Genomic DNA, 19,622 nt, shown 5'->3' with positions numbered 1-19,622 from the left:
CGGCCATGACTTCTAAGAGCAACCTCTTTGTTGGCCGCTCAGTTTTTTTGTTAAATACATATTGATTTGGCTCAGTAGCTCAGTTGGTAGAGCAATGGACTGAAAATCCATGTGTCGGCGGTTCGATTCCGTCCTGAGCCATCAAAGAAGCATCGCGATGATTATAACTCTCGCGGTGTTTTTTTTTGTGAAAGAAAAAGATCCAAGAGAGGAACATTTGGGTATATATTCATATTCCCTATTAAAGGATGAAAAAGGTTGCTGTTCGTGATACAGTTAATAGATGCGGTATTTATGTTGAGAAGACCGCTTTGAGAGGGCTGACAGCCATAAGAATATCTCAATGAAAAGGATTTTCTCCTTTTAAATAGTAGATATTATTGTTTAGAGTCAGTCTTTTTTTGCTTGATTGAGAGTAAATAAAAAGTGGAAGAAATCGGTGTTTTCTTATGATAAAATAAAGGAATAACCTCTTCACTAAACAATTTGATTGTAAATATTTTTTGACTTTTGAAGAAAAGAGGAGAGCAGGATGCAAAAAAAGATATTAGTTGTAGATGATGAAAGGCCTATTGCAGATATTCTACAATTTAACTTAAAAAAAGAAGGTTATGAAGTTCATTGTGCATACGATGGAGATCGGGCTGTTGAGATGGTAGAAGAAGTGCAGCCGGACTTGATTCTATTAGATATTATGCTTCCTGGACGGGATGGTATGGAAGTGTGTCGTGAAGTAAGAAAAAAATATGAAATGCCCATTGTCATGCTAACGGCTAAAGATTCGGAGATTGATAAAGTGCTTGGGCTTGAACTTGGTGCGGATGATTATGTGACAAAGCCATTTAGTACAAGAGAATTGATTGCTCGGGTGAAGGCGAATTTACGTCGTCATCAAGCGGCCCCTGCGCCGGTGGAGGAAGAAGAAGAATCGAATGAAATTACGGTAGGTACATTGACGATTTTGCCTGATGCTTACATGGTATCTAAGCGTGGAGAAACGATTGAGCTGACTCATCGTGAATTTGAATTGCTTCATTATTTAGCAAAACATATTGGTCAAGTGATGACGAGGGAGCATTTGTTGCAAACCGTTTGGGGCTATGATTATTATGGTGATGTTCGCACGGTCGATGTAACCGTTCGTCGCTTACGTGAAAAAATTGAGGATAATCCGAGTCACCCATCCTGGATTGTAACGAGAAGAGGAGTAGGCTACTACTTGCGTAATCCTGAACAGGAGTAATCATAAATGAAAAAAGTGAGTTTTTTCCGTTCGATACAATTAAAGTTTGTATTAATTTATGTGCTACTTATTTTATTTGCTATGCAAATTATTGGCGTTTATTTTGTTAATGAATTAGAGAAGAAGCTTGTCACAAATTTTAAAAGCTCTTTGCAGCAACGTGTGAATTTGCTGGAATATAATTTAAGGGAAGAGATGTTGAAAGAGCGAACCGAGGATACGCCGACGCTGGAGCAGGATATCCAAAAAATATTAGAGGATTTTTCGGGTCCTGATATTTCGGAAGTGCGGGTTATTGACGCACGTAGCCGAATTATTGGTACATCTGATCCGACGAAACAAGGAACGCTTGGTCAAAGAACAACGGAAATTTCAGTGAAGAGGACGTTGTCCGTTGGAGCTGAAGAAGACAAGATGTATGTCGATAAGCAAACGAATAAGCGTTTTTGGGTGTTAACATCCCCCATCATTTCGAATCGAGAAGTGATTGGTGCGGTTTATTTAGTTGGAAAGATTGAAAATGTATTCGGACAAATGGATCAGATTAATGAAATCCTATTCTCAGCAACCGCCCTTGCTCTAGGGGTAACAGCTATTCTAGGTGTCGTGTTAGCCCGTACCATTACCCGACCGATTACAGATATGCGTCGTCAAGCCGTCGCACTTGGAAAAGGAAACTTTTCTCGAAAGGTGAAAGTGTACGGGCAAGATGAGATCGGTGAGCTAGCGGCCACGTTTAATAATTTAACGAAGCGACTTCAAGAAGCTCAAGCCACGACGGAGGGAGAGCGAAGAAAGTTATCCTCGGTTTTGTCTTATATGACGGATGGGGTGATTGCAACCGACCGAAGAGGCCGTGTTATTCTCATTAATGAACCAGGAGCTAAACTATTAAATGTTTCACGTGAAACATTGATTTCGAAGCCGATTACGTCCGTGCTTGGTCTAGAGGAAGAGTATTCATTTGAAGATTTACTGAATGAGCAAGATTCGGTCATATTAGATTACAGTAATGAAGATGGGCCGTATATTTTACGTGCTAACTTTTCCGTTATTCAAAAAGACACGGGGTTTGTGAATGGGTTAATTACTGTGCTTCATGACATTACGGAGCAAGAAAAAATTGAAGCGGATCGTCGTGAGTTTGTGGCGAATGTTTCTCATGAATTGAGAACGCCATTGACGACGATGAGGAGTTATTTAGAGGCATTAGCGGATGGTGCTTGGCAAGATGTCGATATTGCGCCTCATTTTCTAGAAGTGACCCAAACAGAAACCGAGCGAATGATCCGACTAGTGAATGATTTATTGCAGCTATCTAAATTTGATAGCCGTGATTTTCAGCTTACAAAAAAAGAAATTAATTTCACGAGATTCTATAACCGAATTATTGATCGGTTTGAAATGACGAAATCTCAAGATGTCACATTTAAGAGACAGTTACCTAACTATCCGATGTATGTTGAGATCGATACTGATAAATTGACACAAGTGCTGGATAATATTATTTCCAACGCCTTGAAGTATTCTCCACAAGGAGGCAAGCTTACATTTAAGGTGGAGGAACAAGCCAATGCCATTATCGTCAGTGTCCGTGACCAAGGTATGGGGATTCCGAAGAAAAATCTTGAGCGGATTTTTGAACGCTTTTATCGAGTGGATCGTGCTAGAACTCGAAAAATGGGTGGTACGGGATTAGGGCTTGCGATTGCTAAAGAAATTGTTACCGCACATGGTGGCGATATTTGGGCGAATAGCGTGGAAGGGAAAGGAACGACTATTTTCTTTACGCTGCCATACGAGTTATCTCAAGAGGATGATTGGCTATGAACTATGAACACATCAAAAGTATTGTTTTAGTCGTACTTGTTTTTACTAGCATTCTTTTGACATTAAGCACTTGGAACTATCAGCCGCATTTAGAAACGATTGAAGATGATTATGTTCATGAAGTATCTATTGGTGAAATGAGGGAAATTGCTGATCTCATTAAACCATCTAAAGTGTTATTCCATGATGGAGGCCGTCATTTTGGTACAACAAATGAAAATGAGATCAATAACATATTGAAAGAACTACAAGGATGGACGTTTAATGAACCGAAAAACATTTCAGATACGACCACTGATAAAGAATTTGATCGTTTAGTATATGGAAGTAATAAAATGGAATTGGTATTCCCGACGTTCATTCCGTTTTATACAATCAATACATTATGGTCATTTAATAATCAGAACGTACCTAATGCAGTTTTCGATCGCATAGTGATTAGTCGAATGAATACAAGAGATAAAAAAACATCCGTTTATTTTGTCTCAACGAATGAACGTCTCGTATTTGAAAGTCAAGTTGCGTCAGCTACATTAGGTGCATTTAAAAAAAATTATTCCAATCAGGCTCTCGAGTGGGATGTTTATTTGTCCAAGCAGTTAGAGGATAACCGTCGTCTATTTTTACCAGAAGGTTCCCCGTCTTTAATGAGATATAAATATTATCCAGATGACATTGATACGTTGAAATTTAAAGACGCCCTATTTACAGACCCAAGCATTGTGAAAAAAGGAACAAAAACGAACGGAGAAGAGTATACAGACGGCTCAAGCTTAATGAAAGTGCTTCATGATAACAAGAAGATAGAATACGTCAATCCAGCTCAGGAAGCGGTTCGCAGTGGAGCGCTGCATACTTTAATTGATAAAAGCATTAATTTCGTTAATGAGCATAGCGGTTGGACGGATCAATATCGATTGTTTGAGGCCATCCCAGCCTCTCCGCAAATTAGTTATCGGTTGTTTATTAATGGTCAGCCAGTGTTTAACGAGCAGGGCATGGCAGAAATCATGCAAGTTTGGGGAAAAGAACAAATTTATAAATATGTTCGACCGTACTTCACATTAAATATTTCGATTCCCTCTGAAGCGGATGAGGTGAAATTGCAGGATAGCTTGACAGCATTTAATCAAGTGAAACAACAGTCTAATTTTGATATTTCTCTATTAGAAGATATGGCAGTTGGCTATCATATGCGCCATGATTTGCAAACAGATAAAATTCTCGTTCTTGAGCCAGCTTGGTTTTATAAATACGATGGTCGTTGGAAAGAACTGCTATGGAATGAAGAAATGGAGGACAGTGGTCATGGATTGGAGTAAAACAAAAACAATCTTTATTGCTGTTTTTCTAACTTTAAATATCTTTCTACTTATCATGTTTTTTAACAAAGATCACGCCAATCAATACGCAACGATGAAAGAGGAGCCAGTTGAAGAAAAGCTAAAAGAATACAATATTGAATATGAAGACTTACCTAATGATATTACTGAGGCAACCATTATTACGGCCAAGTCGAAAAACTTCGATAAAAAGGAATTCACTAAGCTAAAAAATCAGCAAATCCAGCTTTCCGACAGTCAAATGATTGTTTATAGTAAATTACAAAAGCCGGTGAAATTAGGAGAGAATAAAGTCCAAGACATCCGCTCTTTTGTGGACGACCATGTCGTTTACGGAAAAGAATATCGTTATTGGGGCATGGATGAAAAGAAGAAAAAAGCAGTTTTCTATCAGCATGTTAATAGTAAAAAGCTGTTTGAAAACATCAATGGACGGCTTGAAATTGAACTGAATGATAATGGAGACATTATCAAGTATGAGCAAAGGCTTTTAGGACAAGTAAAGGAGAATGATCAAAAGGAAACGATTATTCCAGCCTTTCAAGCAGTTCAAAGCCTCTACAAAAATGGTTTCATTAAGCCAAACAGCGAAATAGCGAATACCGAGCTTGGTTACTATACGGTCGTTAAAGTAACAGAGGCACAAGTACTCTTCCCTACTTGGTACTTTAAAATAAAAAGTAACGACAAAGTCGAAAGAATTTACGTCAATGCGTTAGATGGAACGATTTATACAAATGAAACAGATAGTTAAAAATAAGTGGAGTGAACAAGATGTTGCATTTTAGCGTGCTAGCGAGTGGAAGCACAGGAAATGCGTTTTACGTAGAGGCTGATGGACATTCCTTTTTAGTAGATGCCGGTTTAAGTGGCAAACAAATGGAATCCTTATTCTCCTCTATTGATCGGGATATCAAAAATTTATCGGGGATATTAGTCACCCATGAACATAGTGACCACATTAAAGGAATCGGAGTATTAGCGAGAAAATATCAGCTACCGATCTACGCGAATGAAAAAACGTGGCAAGCAATGGACGGCCTTATCGGGAAAGTGGATACGGAACAAAAGTTCATCTTTGAGATGGAAACAGTCAAAAGCTTTAACGGCTTAAGCATTGAATCCTTCGGCGTTTCTCATGATGCCGCCGAGCCGATGTTTTATGTATTTCACTATCAAGGAAAAAAAATCGTGCTGATCACAGACACAGGCTACGTCAGTGATCGGATGAAAGGCATTATTAAAGATGCGGATGCCTACGTATTTGAAAGCAATCACGATGTCCAAATGCTGCGAATGGGTCGCTATCCATGGAGTATTAAACGCCGAATATTAGGTGATTTCGGCCATGTCTCCAACGAGGATGCAGCACTGGCGATGTGTGATGTCATCGGTGACCGAACGAAACGCATTTACCTTGCTCACTTAAGTCAAGACAATAATATGAAGGATTTGGCGAAAATGAGTGTGACCCAAACACTCGAAATGAAAGATATGCCGGTCGGTGAGCAGTTTGAATTGCTTGACACCGATCCGAAAACACCAACAATTTTAACTGAATTGTAAGTAGAGAGACCGCTTTTCATTCTTGAAGGCGGTCTTTTTCCTTCGCTTTGCATATTAATTGAATTTTTGATGGGAAGCGTTATAATTTTTTTAAATGGGGAAAATAATCACAACATTAACAGTAAAGGGTGAGATACTTGGGTTATTACGACGATCATGGAAGAACGGGAAGAAATCAGAACGGCCCTAAAAAAAGTGGTTACTTTCTAGCCAGTTTGGCTGGTATGATTATAGGTGCCTTACTAGTTACCTTCGTTTTTTCAAACATGACCGATACTTTCAAGCTAAATGAAGACAATCAAGAAACGACACAACCATCAACAAAAACGAAAAATGTTTCATTGGATGTCACGACGGATGTGACAAAAGCGGTGGATCAAGTGGAGAACGCCGTTGTCGGTATTACGAACATTCAATCCGGGAACTTTTGGGAAGGTGGAACAGCTCAACCAGCAGGAACAGGATCTGGCGTTATCTATAAAAAAGCGGGAGGCAAAGCCTTCATTGTGACGAATAATCACGTCGTAGAAGGGGCCGAAAAGCTAGAAGTGTCCCTAGCAGATGGAACTAAAGTACCTGCAACCATTAGTGGAAGTGATATTTGGACTGATTTAGCCGTCATCGAAATCGATGGCAAAAAAGTGAAAGACGTAGCGGAATTTGGAGATTCGGAAGCATTGAAAATTGGTGAACCTGTCATGGCGATCGGAAATCCGCTCGGTTTAGAATTCTCTGGTTCAGTAACACAAGGAATTGTTTCTGGATTAGAACGAGCGATTCCCGTTGATATTAACGGAGATGGTATGATTGACTGGCAAGCAGAAGTATTGCAAACAGATGCAGCGATCAACCCGGGAAACAGTGGTGGCGCGCTCGTCAACATTTCCGGTCAAGTTGTCGGCATCAACTCGATGAAAATTGCTCAGCAAGCGGTTGAAGGTATCGGATTATCGATTCCAATCAATTATGCAATGCCAATCATTGATAGCTTAGAGAAATACGGAAAAGTGAAACGTCCATCAATGGGTGTGCAACTGCGAAACGTCAACGAAATTCCGGCTTATCATCAACAACAAACATTAAAACTGCCTGAAGGTGTAATAGATGGGGCAATGATTGAACAAGTTTATCCAGACACACCAGCATCGAAAGCTGGCTTGCAAGAGCTAGACGTAATTGTGAAACTAGATAACGAAGAAATCAATGATATTTTAGAGCTTCGCAAATATATGTATACACATAAAAAAGTGGGCGATAAGATGGAAGTGACCTTCTATCGAAATGGCCAAAAGAAAACAATGACTGTTGTACTGACGACAGAAGGAATGATGTAAATGAGAGTACGCAGAATCGCCAAAAGCCGTTCTGCGTTTCTTTTCGAAAACAAAAAGGAGCTGAACACCATGATTTATTGCTGCAAAGAACATGCCGAACTTGCATTAGACGTCATTGTCGATGAATACGAAACGTCACCAACGATCGAAAAACTAGACGACGACAAAAAGCTGTCCACAACCTGTGAATATTGTCAAAACAACGCGGAATATGTAGTAGCAAACTAATATTCGCCCCACTATATGTGGATAGGTATTGTGGATATGTGGATAAACTACTTTAGATTAGTTGTTAACATTGTGAATAGTTAGAAAAAAGGCCGATTTCTAGTGGGGATCGGTTTTTTATGAGAGGGGACTTTCTCTTAAAAAAAAGCCTTCCTCATCTTTTGAGGAAGGCACAAATTAATGATCTTTATTTACAGTATTACACCTGAAAAACCCCCTTTTAATACTTCTTTTTCATTCTGATTTTTTAGTTGAATTAGAGTTTAAATACTCTCGGAAGGAACGCACTTTTATATTGTCAAATTGCACCGCTGTTCCACGACGAATCGCCATTCGATAATATAGATAATCTTCGGATTGAATTCGGTACATAAATAGAAGCCAGTTGCAACAGTATGTTATGATAATCTAAAATAACTAACAGTGGATAAATAAAGAAAAAACAGATTATTTTGTTGATATGTGGATAACTTCTGTGGATATCCTGTTTGTAAATTGTTTGTAAAGAGAGGGAAACCTGTGAATATCTCAATTATTACAGTTGGAAAATTAAAAGAAAAATATTTAAAGCAAGGAATCGACGAATACACGAAGCGCCTTTCTGCCTACGCCAAAATTGAAATCATTGAAGTCGCCGACGAAAAAGCGCCAGAAGAACTAAGCCCAACCGAAATGGAACAAGTCAAAAACAAAGAAGGCGAACGCATCCTCGCCAAAATCAGCCCAGATGCCCACGTCATCGCCCTCGCCATCGAAGGCAAAATGAAAACATCCGAAGAACTAGCGAAACAACTCGACCAGCTCGCGACCTATGGCAAGAGTAAAATTGCTTTTGTGATTGGGGGATCGCTAGGATTAGGGAAAGATGTTATGCAGCGGGCGAATGATACGTTATCATTTTCTAAAATGACGTTTCCTCATCAGTTGATGCGGTTGATCTTGGTGGAGCAGGTTTATCGGAGTTTTCGGATTAATAGAGGGGAACCGTATCATAAGTAAGTGCGGTTTTTCAGTTTCTAAGTAAACAGAAGATAAGTCTGTTTACTTTTTTTTATATTAAATAGATAATAAATATATTGGTAAAACATTACTAAAAGGTATTATAGAGTCCGTAATTGAATAGGGGGAATCAATATGATTCTTAAAGAAATAATAGAAGAAGTTAATAAGGATATTGATATTCAGGATATAGACTTAGAAACCGCAGAATTTAAACAGTTCAAAGAGGTGTTTATTAGAGAAAAAATAAAATATAAAGAAATCTCTAGTATAAGCGATCAGGAAATAGAGGATTTTCTAAAAGAAGAATTTCCCACTCCAGATAACCATAGTAAATGGTTCGATGTGATTAAGTTAATCAAACTAGATTTTTCTGTAGACATTATTGACCATAGTAATGAAAAAGAGCAAATTGTACAAGATGAATTAAAAATAAAGAAAGTATTCTCTAAATTGATTGAGCCTGATTCAATTACATTTCAGGATAGGAAGGTTATTATCGAATATGTATATGAAGATGATAGTAAACTAAAGAATGAAATGAAAAAAATTGAATCATGGGAAAAGGAACACGTTATAGAAACTGTATCAAAAAAAAATAAGATTCCACCAGAGAACTGTGTATTAATTAACAGTGTTTCTTCATACATAGATTTCATTACATCTTTCGAAAATTTAAATTACGTCTCGAGAGGACAAAAAGATTGTAGCTATACTTTACTACCTTCATTGCATAGAATGCATAAAGATAGTTTCAAAAGTCATTCTTCAAAGTATGAATCTTTTTTTAAACAAAAAGTTGCATTTTATGATAATACTATTGAAAAAAAAGATGAAGAAGAGATTCGAGCTTATGCACAACATTTTGGGTTACCTACCAATTACCTAGATTTTACAGAGGCGCATCTCATATCTTTATTATTTGCGGTAGAAGAGTTTGATTACTTAGAAAACCATTCAATAGTATATTTCATTGATGCACTTTCCTATAATAGAGAAGTAATTAAAGATGATATTAAATTGGTTGATTTCTCAGATAAGGAATTAAAGGCTACTAAAGAGAGAACATACTCAGATAAGTCTTATTTTATAAGGGTGGGGAACTGGATAGGCTACACTAAGTTAGACAACTCTTATAAGGGGTAGTACACTAAAAGGACTAACCTTAAGGAGCGGGTCAAAATGAGAAGAGAACGTCGAACGTTTACAGCCGAATTTAAACGGCAAATGGTGAAGCTCTATGAAAACGGAAAATCGCGAGCGGATATTGCGAGAGAATATGAGATTACGCCTTCTTCATTAGATCGTTGGATTAAAAATCATCAGGAAACAGGATCTTTCAAGGCAGAAGACAATCGTACGACAGAAGAAACAGAATTGCTTGAACTACGCAAAGAAGTGCAACGCCTACGAATGGAAAATGATATTTTAAAGCAAGCCGCGCTGATCATGGGACGAAAATAGATGTGATTCGTAACAACGCTCACAAATATTCGGTATCAGCCATGTGTGACGTCCTACAAATTCCAAGAAGTACTTACTACTATCACCTTCACAAGCGTGAAGATGACGAAAAACAAGCGGAGGAAGCAGACTTACAAGAGCGTATTTATACGATTTTTAAGCAAAGCCGCAATAACTATGGGACACGTAAAATTAAGAAAGAATTAGAGAAACAAGACCTGACGGTTTCTAGACGACGTATAGGTGGAATCATGAAGGATTTAGGTCTTGTCTCGAATTACACGGTTGCTTATTACAGACCACAAAAGAAACAAAGTAACGAGACGGCAATCGCCAACGTATTAAATCGTGAATTCCAACAAGAGAAGGAATTATCGGTATTAGTTAGTGATTTAACGTACGTGCGTGTCGGGAAAAAATGGCACTATGTGTGCTTGTTTGTCGATCTTTTTAATCGTGAATTAGTCGGTGCCAGTGCAGGTCCAAGTAAAGACGCAGCACTTGTCTACCAAGCTTTAAGTAACATTAAAGGTAACCTGACAAACGTACAATTATTCCACACAGACCGTGGCTCAGAATTCGATAATCAACTAATGGCCGAAGCAACAGAAGCATTTGGCATCCAGCGTTCACTTAGTGCAAAAGGATGTCCGTATGATAATGCCGTGGCCGAAGCGACATACAAGAGCTTTAAGATCGAATTTGTGTACCAACGCACTTTCCATTCCCTTGAACAACTAGATCTTGAACTACGGGATTATGTGAACTGGTTTAATCACATTCGAATTCATCAAACACTAGGATATCTGACACCAACTGAATTTAAGCAGCAGTCCTTATAAAGATTGTTCAGGTTAGTGTTGACATTCCAAACTCTAATGAAAGAATACATTTTCAAAAAGGGTGCTTTTTGAAGGTGGAGCCTAATGATTCATTAGATTCCATGTTAAACAACTATACTAAAGTTGCAATAATAGATAAAGAATCTAAGCAAAAGATATTATCTGAATTATTTAATTTAGGTATTACTTTTGAGAATATCTATCCTGATAAGGATAATATGGTAAAGACTATTAAGTTTATAAAACTTTTAAATGATGAAGATTAGGTAGGTGCTATTTTATGAAAATTAATTCAAGAATTGAGTATCAAAGACCCTTAATCTCTGTTCAAGATTTAGTTAATTTTATAGATAAAGGTGAAAAATATATAAAAAACGGTTTTGATAATCTAACAGATGAGGAACAAATGGAAGTATTGCATGGAATAGTTTTAAGTCCTGATTATCAAAGAGAATATAGATCTTCTCCGACTGAAGAGGCTTCAATAATTGAATCTATAATATTAGGAATACCAATTCCTGAAATATTTTTAGTGAGAACTAGTAATAGAGGAATACAACTAAGGCATGTAATGGATGGCCAACATCGACTTACTGCTATTTATAGGTATGTTAAAGACAAATTCCCATTGAAGCACTTAGAAATACTAGGAGATAAAGAGGATTTTACCAATTGTAGGTTTTCCGAACTTTCTAGAGAAAATAAGATAAAAATCTTAGGTAGCCACTTATCAATATTGGAATTCTACCCTTTTGAAGATGACAAAATAGAAATTGAATTATTTAAAAGATATAACAGAAACACTAAACCACTAGAAAAACATGAAATTGCTATGGCAACATATTATTCAAGTACAAGTCAGTTTATTACTAACTTTTTGAATAAACATATGGATAACAAAGACAAAGATATTTTAAGTGATAGAGTAATCAAAATATATAATGTTACAAAAGATAGAAAAGATAAGCAAAAAAACCATCAAGAACTTTGTATTTTGTTGAGTATATTAACAGATGGACCAGACTTGTCTGCTAAAGATGGGGTTGAAATTGCAAATAACTTTTTACAAGGTAAAGCAGCCCAGTTTAAAAATAATGAAAATGAGAATCTAGAGGTATTAAAACAGAAATTTGAGGAATTTAATTTGTTGATGCTTAAAATCTCAGAAAAAGTAGAATATCCATTCTCGAGCAGTATATATAAACTTACTGAAAAGCGTATGTCTAAATACCATGTAGGTATCTCAATGGTCCTAGCTACAATAGCTTACTATTTTGATGTTAATATTGAAAGTCCAGTATTAATAGACGAAATACAACAAATAATTAAAGCAAGCCCGTTAGGTGATGTGGAGTACAATGCCTCTAGTACAAATACAAAAAATTTGGTTAGTTATTTATTTGAAAAGAATGATATAAAGAATTGGGATTTTGAATCCTTGAAGCTAAAATGAAATGAAAACCTCATATAGATCTATCTCGGTGAACCGTATCATAAGTAAGTGAGATTTTTTCTTAGGAAAAACAACAATGCCAGTTCGAAATTGTGTACTACCAGTGTAGACAGTAATTAAAAAGCATAATTATGAAGCCTGATTCCCAAATTAATAGGGGCTCAGGTTATTTGATTTTTTAGGAAATGTTTTAGATTGTTCAGCAATCGGGACAGATTGTGTAAGAACATCGTATCTTTGTTCCAGCAGGCAAGGGAAAAACAAGCTTTGTTGACACAAGAGACCTTGCTGAAATCTCTGCTTTATCTTTAGTAGAAAATATATTGATGATTTTAAAGATAATTGGGTCTAGGAAGGAAATTTAACAATAGGGCGCGAAACTGGAATAAGAACTGGACTTCATTCTTGGATTGTTGGGCAATTTTGCTGTATAAGGGAGAGAACAATATGGAAGTAGTTTATTTTGCAGGTGGATGTTTATGGGGAGTACAAGCTTTTATAAAAACTTTACCTGGAGTTCAATTTACAGAAGCGGGAAGAGCTAATGGAACAAGTCATACACTTGAGGGTGATTATGATGGTTATGCCGAATGTGTAAAAACAGGATTTGATCCGACGGTTGTAACAATCAAGGAATTAATGGGATATTTATTTGAAATCATTGATCCATACAGTTTGAATAAACAAGGGCAGGATGTTGGAGAGAAATACAGAACAGGAGTATATAGTGAAAAGCCAGAACACTTAACAGAGGCGAAGGCATTTCTTGGTGAGAGAAATGATTATGACCTTATAGTTGTTGAAGTATTACCTCTTACAAACTATGTGAGAAGTGCAGAAGAACACCAAGATAGGTTAGCTAGATGTCCAAATGATTATTGTCATATTCCAAAAGAGATATTAAGTAGATATAAGTAAGGAAGAATATTAAAAGATGGTTTATGCATTACAAACCGACAAGAATTGATGCAACTGCTGAAAGTGCGAACGAAAGCGGTAGCGATACTATTTCTGTATGTGTAAATGATAAAAAGAAAAGTCTATCCAAATTTATGTAAACGCTAGAATAAAGTTGACAGTTTTCGCTTGATAGGATTTTACACTTTTGCTCTATCAACCTATTACTTTAGTAAAATAGATGTTAACGCTATTTTACTGGAGGTTAGGGTTTTGGAGGAGAAGTTAGTGTTGTATATAAAGATTCATGAACTGCATAGAAGAAAATTTAAAGTAGCACAAATCGCTAAGGAGCTTAAGATCTCAAGACCAACTGTTTATAAATATTTAGAAATGACATTTGATGAGGCAAGAGTTTACACTGAACAACTTTTGGGGAAGAAGAAAAAACTAGATCCCTATAAAGACTGGATACTTGCCTGGCTAGAAGAGTATCCTCACCTGAGTAGTGCTCAAATTCATGATTGGCTTTTGGAGAGATATCCCGACCTATTGGTCGGTGGAAGTACTGTGAGATCTTATGTGAAAGACATTCGTGAATTTTATCAGATTGAGAAAAAGGTTATTGTACGTCAATATGAAGCAGTTCCTGAACAACCAATGGGAAAACAACTTCAAGTAGACTGGGGCGAAACAAAACAGAAGACAATGGACAACAAAGAAATCAAACTGTACTTTATTGCCTTTGTACTCGCTCATTCCAGGCATAAATATATGGAATGGCAGGCACGTCCATTTACCACAAGAGATGCGATTCGATGTCATGAAAATGCATTCCAGTTTTACGGAGGACGAACAGAAGAAATCGTCTATGATCAGGATCATTTAATCACAGTGAGTGAAAATGCAGGACAGCTACTTTTAACAGCTGAGTTTCAAAGTTATGTGAATGAACGAAAATTCAAAATCTACTTGTGCAGAAGAGCCGATCCGGAATCTAAAGGGATGATTGAAAATGTAGTGAAATACATAAAAGGCAATTTCGCAGACAGTCGGGTGTTTAGCAACATAGAAGATTGGAATGATCGAGCATTACAGTGGCTTCAACGTACCGGGAACCATCAGGTTCACCAAACAACGAAAAAAAGACCAGTAGAAGTGTTTCTCCTCGAAAAGCAACACTTACAGCCAGTCCCTTCGTTACTTTCATATGAAAGTAGCAACAAACAAAGTATAACAAGAAGTGTAAGTAAGGACAACACGATTCGTTATAAGTCAAACCGTTATTCCGTCCCACTTGGGACTTATCAAACAATGACTGAAAATCTTGTATGGGTTGAAGTGATAGGCGACGAGCAACAAACACTCGTGATACGAAAAGAAGCAAATGGTAAAATCATTGCCGAACACATTATTAGCTCAGAAAAAGGAAAACTTATTCAAAACCGCCATCATACCCGTGATCGTTCGAAAGGGATTGAAGAACTTAAGCAACGTCTAATCTCTTACTTTGAAGATCCGACACAGGCAGCTGCTTATTTTAATAAGATCAGCCAAAGATACCCGAGGTATCGTCGAGACCAGTTTGCGATCATCCAGAAGGTGATTCAACAGTATCCAGTATTAATTGATACCGTGTTGACTAAATGCATGACAGAGAAACTATACAATGCGAATGATTTTCGTGATATCGCTCACCACCTTGATACATTGCATGATGAAGCGATGAAAGAAGTACAATCTTTTCATAATAATTCGCCAAAACATTCTCATATTAAGGCTTCCACCCGTTCTTTAAATGCGTATACCAGTATTTTAGGAGGTCGGGCATAATGAACAGGACTGTGCATGAATTACAAGATCAATTTCGTCAGTTACGCTTATCAGAGACTGCGGAGGAGCTGCCACAGCTTCTTCGCGAAGCGGAAAAAGCATCGTGGACCTACTTAGAATTCTTAGCATCTATAACACGATATGAATTAGGAAAACGTGAAGCGAAAAGCCTTGAAAAAAGAATGAAATGGGCACGCTTCCCTTTCGTGAAGTCATTAGATGAATTCGAACTGAAAGGTCAAAACGTTCTGACGGCCCGTCAACTTACTCAACTTAGAGAATTAAGTTGGCTAGAGCAACAGTACAATTTAATTCTCCTAGGTCCTCCTGGCATTGGGAAAACGTATATCGCCATTGGACTGGGACTCGAAGCCGTATACAGAGGATTCAATGTTTACTTCGCTACAATGGGCGAGCTTGTGCAGCTTTTAAAGACAGAAGAATATCTGAATAAATCCAAAGTTCAGCTCAAACGGATTAGGAATGCCGATCTCGTGATTATCGATGATTTAATGTATATGGCGATGGATCAGCGAGAAGCAAACTTATTTTTTCATTTGATTAATCATTTATACGAACGAAGTTCGATTATCCTAACTTCAAATAAAAGTCCAGATGAATGGGGTAATTTAATTGGAGATCAAGGAATCACCACAGCTATTTTAGATCGCTTACTTCATCGTGTGGAAGTTATACGTGGTGCGGAAGATGAGGACAGTCATCGGATGAAAAATCGGAAAAGCATTTTTTCAGCAGAAGTGTAAAAAGGAAACGAGCAAAAAGTGTAAAAATCGACTTGACGTCTACAATTTATTATTTCATTCCCTGTCACTCCTCGATTTTTGTCGATGAATGATAGGTTTTTTAATGAGTTTAACATAATCCGAGAGAAGTCCTCTTCCTCAAGGAGCGTGAAGGGCATAACCCAGCGAGTAGGGAGGGGATGAATCACGGTTCGGCACAGCCGAAAAGCGTTTCGTTGAGGACCTCCCGAACTTTGTCGAAAGAAAAAAGGATGAAAGTTTCCATTTGTTCTTGATAGGAACATACATTCGTTTTATAATGATGACAAGGGAGGGGATCTCATGTATCGAACGTTGAAAACGGGCTTTTCAGCGCCACAGTCCACGCTTCAACAGTTGTTTCATATACGTCGGATCTGCGGAACGATTTGGAATGACTGTGTGCAGCTGGCTCGGTATTATTACCGGATTCACGGCAAGTGGATTAACAAAAGTGACCTTCAAGCTGAACTCAAAGGCTTGTATTCTCTTCATAGTCAGACAATTCAAGCGGTGTGCCACAAGTTTTTGCGTGCCCGAGAAGGGGTTCGTCAAGCTCGTAAAACGAACAAGTCCATCCGATATCCATACAAAGAAAAATTCGTGTTTCATCCTAAATGGGTCGACAAATCCTTCGTGTTAGAAGGACGGAAACTGATACTTAGCTTAGGAAGATGGCAAGGAAAACAACAGACACCGCTCGTGTTGAAGCTTTCGTCCGTCCCTAATGGTCTAGTCAAAGAAGTAGAACTCGTCTACGACGGTCGATGGCATGCCTGTTTGTCGTATGAAGACGGCATTAACCCTGTATCGATTCAAGACGGTCATACAGCCGCGATTGATCCAGGTGAGATTCATACGATTGCCGCCGTCAGTACGAGCGGACAAGCGCTAGTGATTTCGGGCAGAAAGATGCGTAGCATTCACCGGTTGCGAAACAAAAAAGTGAGAGAACTACAAATTCTCATGAGTCGGTGTCAAAAAGGATCGAGAAAATGGCGCCAATACAATCGAGCAAAAAAGTACATTCTCTCCAAAAGTGAACGACAGCTAGGGGATCTCCTGCATAAGACGACTCGTGCTTTTGTGAACTGGTGCGTGGAACAAAAGGTCGGGCATGTCGCTCTTGGCGATGTGGAAGGCGTCCAGCGACACACAAGCAAGCGAAACAAAAAACGAAAACGCCTCCGCTCCAAACAAATGAACCAAAAACTCAGCAACTGGAGTTTTGGGAAACTCGCAAAACAGTTGGTTTATAAATTAGAGGCGGCCGGTGTCTCCTTATCAAAAGAAAACGAAGCCTACACGACGCAAGCATGTCCTGCTTGTGGAAAACGAAACAAAGTCCGTTCACGAAACTATCAATGCTCTTGCGGCTATGAACGGCATCGGGATGTCCACGGTGCAGGGAATATCTTATCCCAGTATTTGCACGGGAAGTTTCGAGAAGTGATGCTAACTGACATCACGTATCTACGTCCTGTACAGGCGTAGTAGATGGGTAGAACCGCCCCAGAGAGAGATGACCGTGTCTTCGATTCTCTCTCTGTTGCTTACGGTGGCAGCAAGCTGTCGAGAGATATCTTGCGTCAAGACCACTGCTTCCGTATGGGAGCGTCAGTCCCTGAGAAAGACGAGGGTGTCGTGTACACCTATGGACATTGTCCAGCTTCTGATATCAAGGGGATCGACAAGAAACCCCTACCTCAAGTGCGAAGCGATAGGTGGGGGAGGTTCATCCAAAATACCTTATGCTCAAACTGTATCTTATATGGACATAGCTACTTTTATCGGAAATGAAAAAGCGGTTAGAGCCGTAGGGAGTTCGAATGGTAGAAATAAGTTAAGCATTGTCATTCCTTGTCATCGAGTTATTGGTTCCACAGGAAAATTAACTGGTTATGCAGGTGGTCTATGGAGAAAGGAATGGCTGCTTCAGCATGAGAAATCTATTAAAAATAAAAATGCACACCAAAGAAACGCCTATGACTAATAGTGTGGATGTATAAACTAAGGATAAGGAGAGGTTTATAGTGGAGATTAATATACCAGGAAGAGGACTTATAAAAATTAAAAATCTTTTATTAGACTATAATGGAACTATAGCTTGTGATGGTAAAGTTATTCCTTCAGTAAAAGAGAAAATAGAGGCTATTAATAAAAAAGGAATAAGAGTACAGTTAGTAACTGCTGATACTCATGGTACTGCAAGAAGTCAATGTGTTAATATGCCTATTGAAATACAGGTATTTGATAACTCAAATGCTGCAGAAAATAAAAGAGAAATTGCAGAAAAACTTGGAGCAGAACAATGTATATGTATTGGGAATGGGTTTAATGACGGACAAATGTTTGAAGCTTGCGGCATATCAATTATAGTAATCGGAGAAGAAGGATGTTCCGCAAAATCTTTAATGAAAGCTGACATTGTATGTAAGAATATTGAAGAAGCTTTTGAGTTGATATTGAAACCAAATAGAATCATTGCAACTTTAAGAGGATAAAAATATTCTCAATAATAGCTAGACAGCGTAGTAGTACTAGTTCAGACTTTTCTAAAATACAAAAATTTTAATGTCATAAAAAAATGCAGCGAAAGAGATTAACAAGCTCTTTCGCTGCTGTTTTTGTTTATCTTGTTACTCTTTTAATCGAAGCGTTGTACTTACAGGATTATGATCGCTATGTTCAAATTTCAAATCATGGCCTTGAACGTTCACAATTTCTACGTTAGGGGAAACGATAAATCCATCAATAATGGTGACAAAGTTTTCTCCCTCTACATACTTCTTCACATCGTCACGAACTGTCCATACAGTTGGATCGACGGCCCATTGGAATCCGCCTTCATTGAAATTCTTCGGTAGCTGTACTAACCACTCGGGCCAGTTCTTTTTAAATTCTGGGTCCTTTAATTGTACATCGGATAAAAGCTGGTTCCAATCTCCACCAAGAACGACGTAATCGCCATTTTTATAATGCTTATTCATATAAGACTTTAAAAACTCGACTTGTTGGCCTCTAATTTTTCCACCTTTATCGTAAGCAGATAAATGAAGGTTAACTAATCTCAAAAACTTTCCATTTTCTACAGGGATTTTAAGCTCAACGATACAACGATCTAATTCAAATAATCGCTTTGGCCACGGCTCTTGGCCTGGCAGTTGAAATCTCGTTGCTTCCTCTATCTTATAAGTGGAAAAAGAACTTAAACCAGCTTCCACAGACCCCATCGGCTTTTGAATCGGGACGGGTACCCATTGAGAATTGTAATTGAATGCAAATGTCGATGCATACCCTTTTAAGCCCTTTTCCATATAATCTAGTTGATTAATATTATAGGAACGTAGAGCCTTTGTATCTACTTCTTGAAGCAACAGGAAATCTGATTTCTCTGTTTGCATGAATTGAAGCATATGCTTTAAATTCTCTTCAGTTTGCTCTTTGCTGCTAGAACGGGAGCCTTTGCCGCCGTCCATAAAGAAATCTTGATCTTTATCTAAGCCAGCGTAGCCAATATTAAAGGTGGTCGTTTTAAACGGTTCTCCAACCGGTAATACTTTTTCTGTATTGGCTGTTACTTGCACTTTTTCAACGTTTTCATGCTTCTTATTGGTAACCGTCATATAGGCTAAAAATCCGCCTAATCCTCCTACAATAATTCCTATTAAAATAAGGAATACTTTTAGTAATTTTTTCATTTTGTAAGCTCCTGTAATGTTTTAATTAAATTTAGTGCATGTTTCATAGTATATGATAAAAGGCCTGCATTCAAGCTGAGTACGAGGATAAAATAAATGAATAAAAC

General features: G+C 37.9%; 18 protein-coding genes, 1 tRNA gene and 1 pseudogene. 19 read left to right on the top strand and 1 reads right to left on the bottom strand.

Annotated elements, in window-relative coordinates:
- The first annotated feature begins 68 nt into the window (after positions 1 to 68).
- The 19 genes and pseudogenes from ACSVDJ_RS18570 to ACSVDJ_RS18480 all read left to right on the top strand — a co-directional run bounded on the left by ACSVDJ_RS18570 (position 69) and on the right by ACSVDJ_RS18480 (position 18,318).
- Positions 69 to 141: transfer RNA gene (locus tag ACSVDJ_RS18570), tRNA-Phe, on the top strand.
- 391 nt (positions 142 to 532) lie between these two features.
- The gene (gene vicR, locus ACSVDJ_RS18565; RefSeq protein WP_439171051.1) at positions 533 to 1,243 is read left to right on the top strand and encodes a cell wall metabolism response regulator VicR; all 711 of its coding nucleotides are present in this window, start codon (positions 533 to 535) and stop codon (positions 1,241 to 1,243) included.
- A gap of 6 nt (positions 1,244 to 1,249) precedes the next feature.
- On the top strand, positions 1,250 to 3,073 hold the full coding sequence (gene walK, locus ACSVDJ_RS18560; RefSeq protein WP_439171053.1) for a cell wall metabolism sensor histidine kinase WalK: 1,824 nt from the start codon (positions 1,250 to 1,252) through the stop codon (positions 3,071 to 3,073).
- On the top strand, positions 3,070 to 4,395 hold the full coding sequence (locus tag ACSVDJ_RS18555; protein ID WP_439171054.1) for a YycH family regulatory protein: 1,326 nt from the start codon (positions 3,070 to 3,072) through the stop codon (positions 4,393 to 4,395). The genes walK and ACSVDJ_RS18555 overlap by 4 nt, the downstream gene beginning before the upstream one ends.
- On the top strand, positions 4,382 to 5,170 hold the full coding sequence (locus ACSVDJ_RS18550; RefSeq protein WP_439171056.1) for a two-component system regulatory protein YycI: 789 nt from the start codon (positions 4,382 to 4,384) through the stop codon (positions 5,168 to 5,170). The genes ACSVDJ_RS18555 and ACSVDJ_RS18550 overlap by 14 nt, the downstream gene beginning before the upstream one ends.
- Positions 5,171 to 5,190: 20 nt before the next feature.
- Positions 5,191 to 5,982 carry an exodeoxyribonuclease YycJ gene (gene yycJ, locus ACSVDJ_RS18545; protein WP_100401305.1) on the top strand — a complete coding sequence of 264 codons (792 nt, stop codon included), beginning with the start codon at positions 5,191 to 5,193 and terminating at the stop codon, positions 5,980 to 5,982.
- Between the two features lie 137 nt (positions 5,983 to 6,119).
- A complete protein-coding gene (locus ACSVDJ_RS18540) occupies positions 6,120 to 7,316 on the top strand; it encodes a S1C family serine protease (protein ID WP_439171057.1) in 1,197 nt (398 codons plus the stop codon).
- Between the two features lie 69 nt (positions 7,317 to 7,385).
- Positions 7,386 to 7,544 (top strand): CxxH/CxxC protein, encoded by a 159-nt coding sequence (locus ACSVDJ_RS18535; RefSeq protein WP_094834694.1) that lies wholly within the window; start codon positions 7,386 to 7,388, stop codon positions 7,542 to 7,544.
- Positions 7,545 to 8,063: 519 nt separating this feature from the next.
- Positions 8,064 to 8,543 (top strand): 23S rRNA (pseudouridine(1915)-N(3))-methyltransferase RlmH, encoded by a 480-nt coding sequence (gene rlmH, locus ACSVDJ_RS18530; protein WP_100401307.1) that lies wholly within the window; start codon positions 8,064 to 8,066, stop codon positions 8,541 to 8,543.
- A gap of 135 nt (positions 8,544 to 8,678) precedes the next feature.
- Positions 8,679 to 9,689: an FRG domain-containing protein gene (locus ACSVDJ_RS18525; protein WP_439171059.1), complete on the top strand. Its 1,011-nt coding sequence runs from the start codon at positions 8,679 to 8,681 to the stop codon at positions 9,687 to 9,689.
- A gap of 36 nt (positions 9,690 to 9,725) precedes the next feature.
- A protein-coding gene (locus tag ACSVDJ_RS18520; protein ID WP_518619624.1) for an IS3 family transposase occupies positions 9,726 to 10,849 on the top strand; the annotation gives its coding sequence in 2 pieces (ribosomal slippage) (positions 9,726 to 10,005 and positions 10,005 to 10,849; 1,125 coding nt in all).
- Between the two features lie 74 nt (positions 10,850 to 10,923).
- Positions 10,924 to 11,115, top strand: coding sequence for a hypothetical protein (locus tag ACSVDJ_RS18515; protein ID WP_439171292.1), 192 nt, complete (start codon positions 10,924 to 10,926; stop codon positions 11,113 to 11,115).
- Between the two features lie 14 nt (positions 11,116 to 11,129).
- On the top strand, positions 11,130 to 12,302 hold the full coding sequence (locus tag ACSVDJ_RS18510) for a DUF262 domain-containing protein (protein WP_439171293.1): 1,173 nt from the start codon (positions 11,130 to 11,132) through the stop codon (positions 12,300 to 12,302).
- Between the two features lie 447 nt (positions 12,303 to 12,749).
- The gene (locus ACSVDJ_RS18505; RefSeq protein ID WP_439171294.1) at positions 12,750 to 13,220 is read left to right on the top strand and encodes a peptide-methionine (S)-S-oxide reductase; all 471 of its coding nucleotides are present in this window, start codon (positions 12,750 to 12,752) and stop codon (positions 13,218 to 13,220) included.
- A 267-nt stretch (positions 13,221 to 13,487) separates the two neighbouring features.
- The gene (gene istA / locus ACSVDJ_RS18500; protein ID WP_439171296.1) at positions 13,488 to 15,032 is read left to right on the top strand and encodes an IS21 family transposase; all 1,545 of its coding nucleotides are present in this window, start codon (positions 13,488 to 13,490) and stop codon (positions 15,030 to 15,032) included.
- The gene (gene istB, locus ACSVDJ_RS18495) at positions 15,032 to 15,796 is read left to right on the top strand and encodes an IS21-like element IS643 family helper ATPase IstB (RefSeq protein ID WP_439171295.1); all 765 of its coding nucleotides are present in this window, start codon (positions 15,032 to 15,034) and stop codon (positions 15,794 to 15,796) included. The genes istA and istB overlap by 1 nt, the downstream gene beginning before the upstream one ends.
- A gap of 321 nt (positions 15,797 to 16,117) precedes the next feature.
- Positions 16,118 to 17,308, top strand: a complete 1,191-nt coding sequence (locus ACSVDJ_RS18490) for an RNA-guided endonuclease InsQ/TnpB family protein (RefSeq protein ID WP_439167875.1) — start codon at positions 16,118 to 16,120, stop codon at positions 17,306 to 17,308.
- A gap of 250 nt (positions 17,309 to 17,558) precedes the next feature.
- Positions 17,559 to 17,807: pseudogene (locus ACSVDJ_RS18485) on the top strand (methylated-DNA--[protein]-cysteine S-methyltransferase); the annotation flags it as partial.
- 40 nt (positions 17,808 to 17,847) lie between these two features.
- Positions 17,848 to 18,318, top strand: coding sequence for an HAD family hydrolase (locus ACSVDJ_RS18480; protein WP_439167873.1), 471 nt, complete (start codon positions 17,848 to 17,850; stop codon positions 18,316 to 18,318).
- Between the two features lie 135 nt (positions 18,319 to 18,453).
- Here the strand turns inward: ACSVDJ_RS18480 and ACSVDJ_RS18475 are convergent, their stop codons facing one another.
- Positions 18,454 to 19,515, bottom strand: coding sequence for an endonuclease/exonuclease/phosphatase family protein (locus ACSVDJ_RS18475; protein WP_439167872.1), 1,062 nt, complete (start codon positions 19,513 to 19,515; stop codon positions 18,454 to 18,456).
- Positions 19,516 to 19,622 lie beyond the last annotated feature (107 nt).

It is taken from the genome of Bacillus sp. Hm123 (assembly GCF_051842975.2).
Taxonomy (GTDB): Bacteria; Bacillota; Bacilli; order Bacillales; family Domibacillaceae; genus Bacillus_CE.
The sequence above is the reverse complement of the archived record's forward strand: the minus strand, read 5'-3'. Positions and strand labels throughout refer to the sequence as shown.

Excerpts from the sequence above, each read along its gene's own strand:
- vicR (WP_439171051.1), top strand. The coding sequence starts at position 533 with ATGCAAAAAAAGATATTAGTTGTAGATGATGAAAGGCCTATTGCAGAT.
- walK (WP_439171053.1), top strand. The coding sequence starts at position 1,250 with ATGAAAAAAGTGAGTTTTTTCCGTTCGATACAATTAAAGTTTGTATTA.
- ACSVDJ_RS18555 (WP_439171054.1), top strand. The coding sequence starts at position 3,070 with ATGAACTATGAACACATCAAAAGTATTGTTTTAGTCGTACTTGTTTTT.
- ACSVDJ_RS18550 (WP_439171056.1), top strand. The coding sequence starts at position 4,382 with ATGGATTGGAGTAAAACAAAAACAATCTTTATTGCTGTTTTTCTAACT.
- yycJ (WP_100401305.1), top strand. The coding sequence starts at position 5,191 with ATGTTGCATTTTAGCGTGCTAGCGAGTGGAAGCACAGGAAATGCGTTT.
- ACSVDJ_RS18535 (WP_094834694.1), top strand. The coding sequence starts at position 7,386 with ATGATTTATTGCTGCAAAGAACATGCCGAACTTGCATTAGACGTCATT.
- ACSVDJ_RS18525 (WP_439171059.1), top strand. The coding sequence starts at position 8,679 with ATGATTCTTAAAGAAATAATAGAAGAAGTTAATAAGGATATTGATATT.
- ACSVDJ_RS18510 (WP_439171293.1), top strand. The coding sequence starts at position 11,130 with ATGAAAATTAATTCAAGAATTGAGTATCAAAGACCCTTAATCTCTGTT.
- ACSVDJ_RS18505 (WP_439171294.1), top strand. The coding sequence starts at position 12,750 with ATGGAAGTAGTTTATTTTGCAGGTGGATGTTTATGGGGAGTACAAGCT.
- istB (WP_439171295.1), top strand. The coding sequence starts at position 15,032 with ATGAACAGGACTGTGCATGAATTACAAGATCAATTTCGTCAGTTACGC.
- ACSVDJ_RS18490 (WP_439167875.1), top strand. The coding sequence starts at position 16,118 with ATGTATCGAACGTTGAAAACGGGCTTTTCAGCGCCACAGTCCACGCTT.
- ACSVDJ_RS18475 (WP_439167872.1), bottom strand. The coding sequence starts at position 19,515 with ATGAAAAAATTACTAAAAGTATTCCTTATTTTAATAGGAATTATTGTA.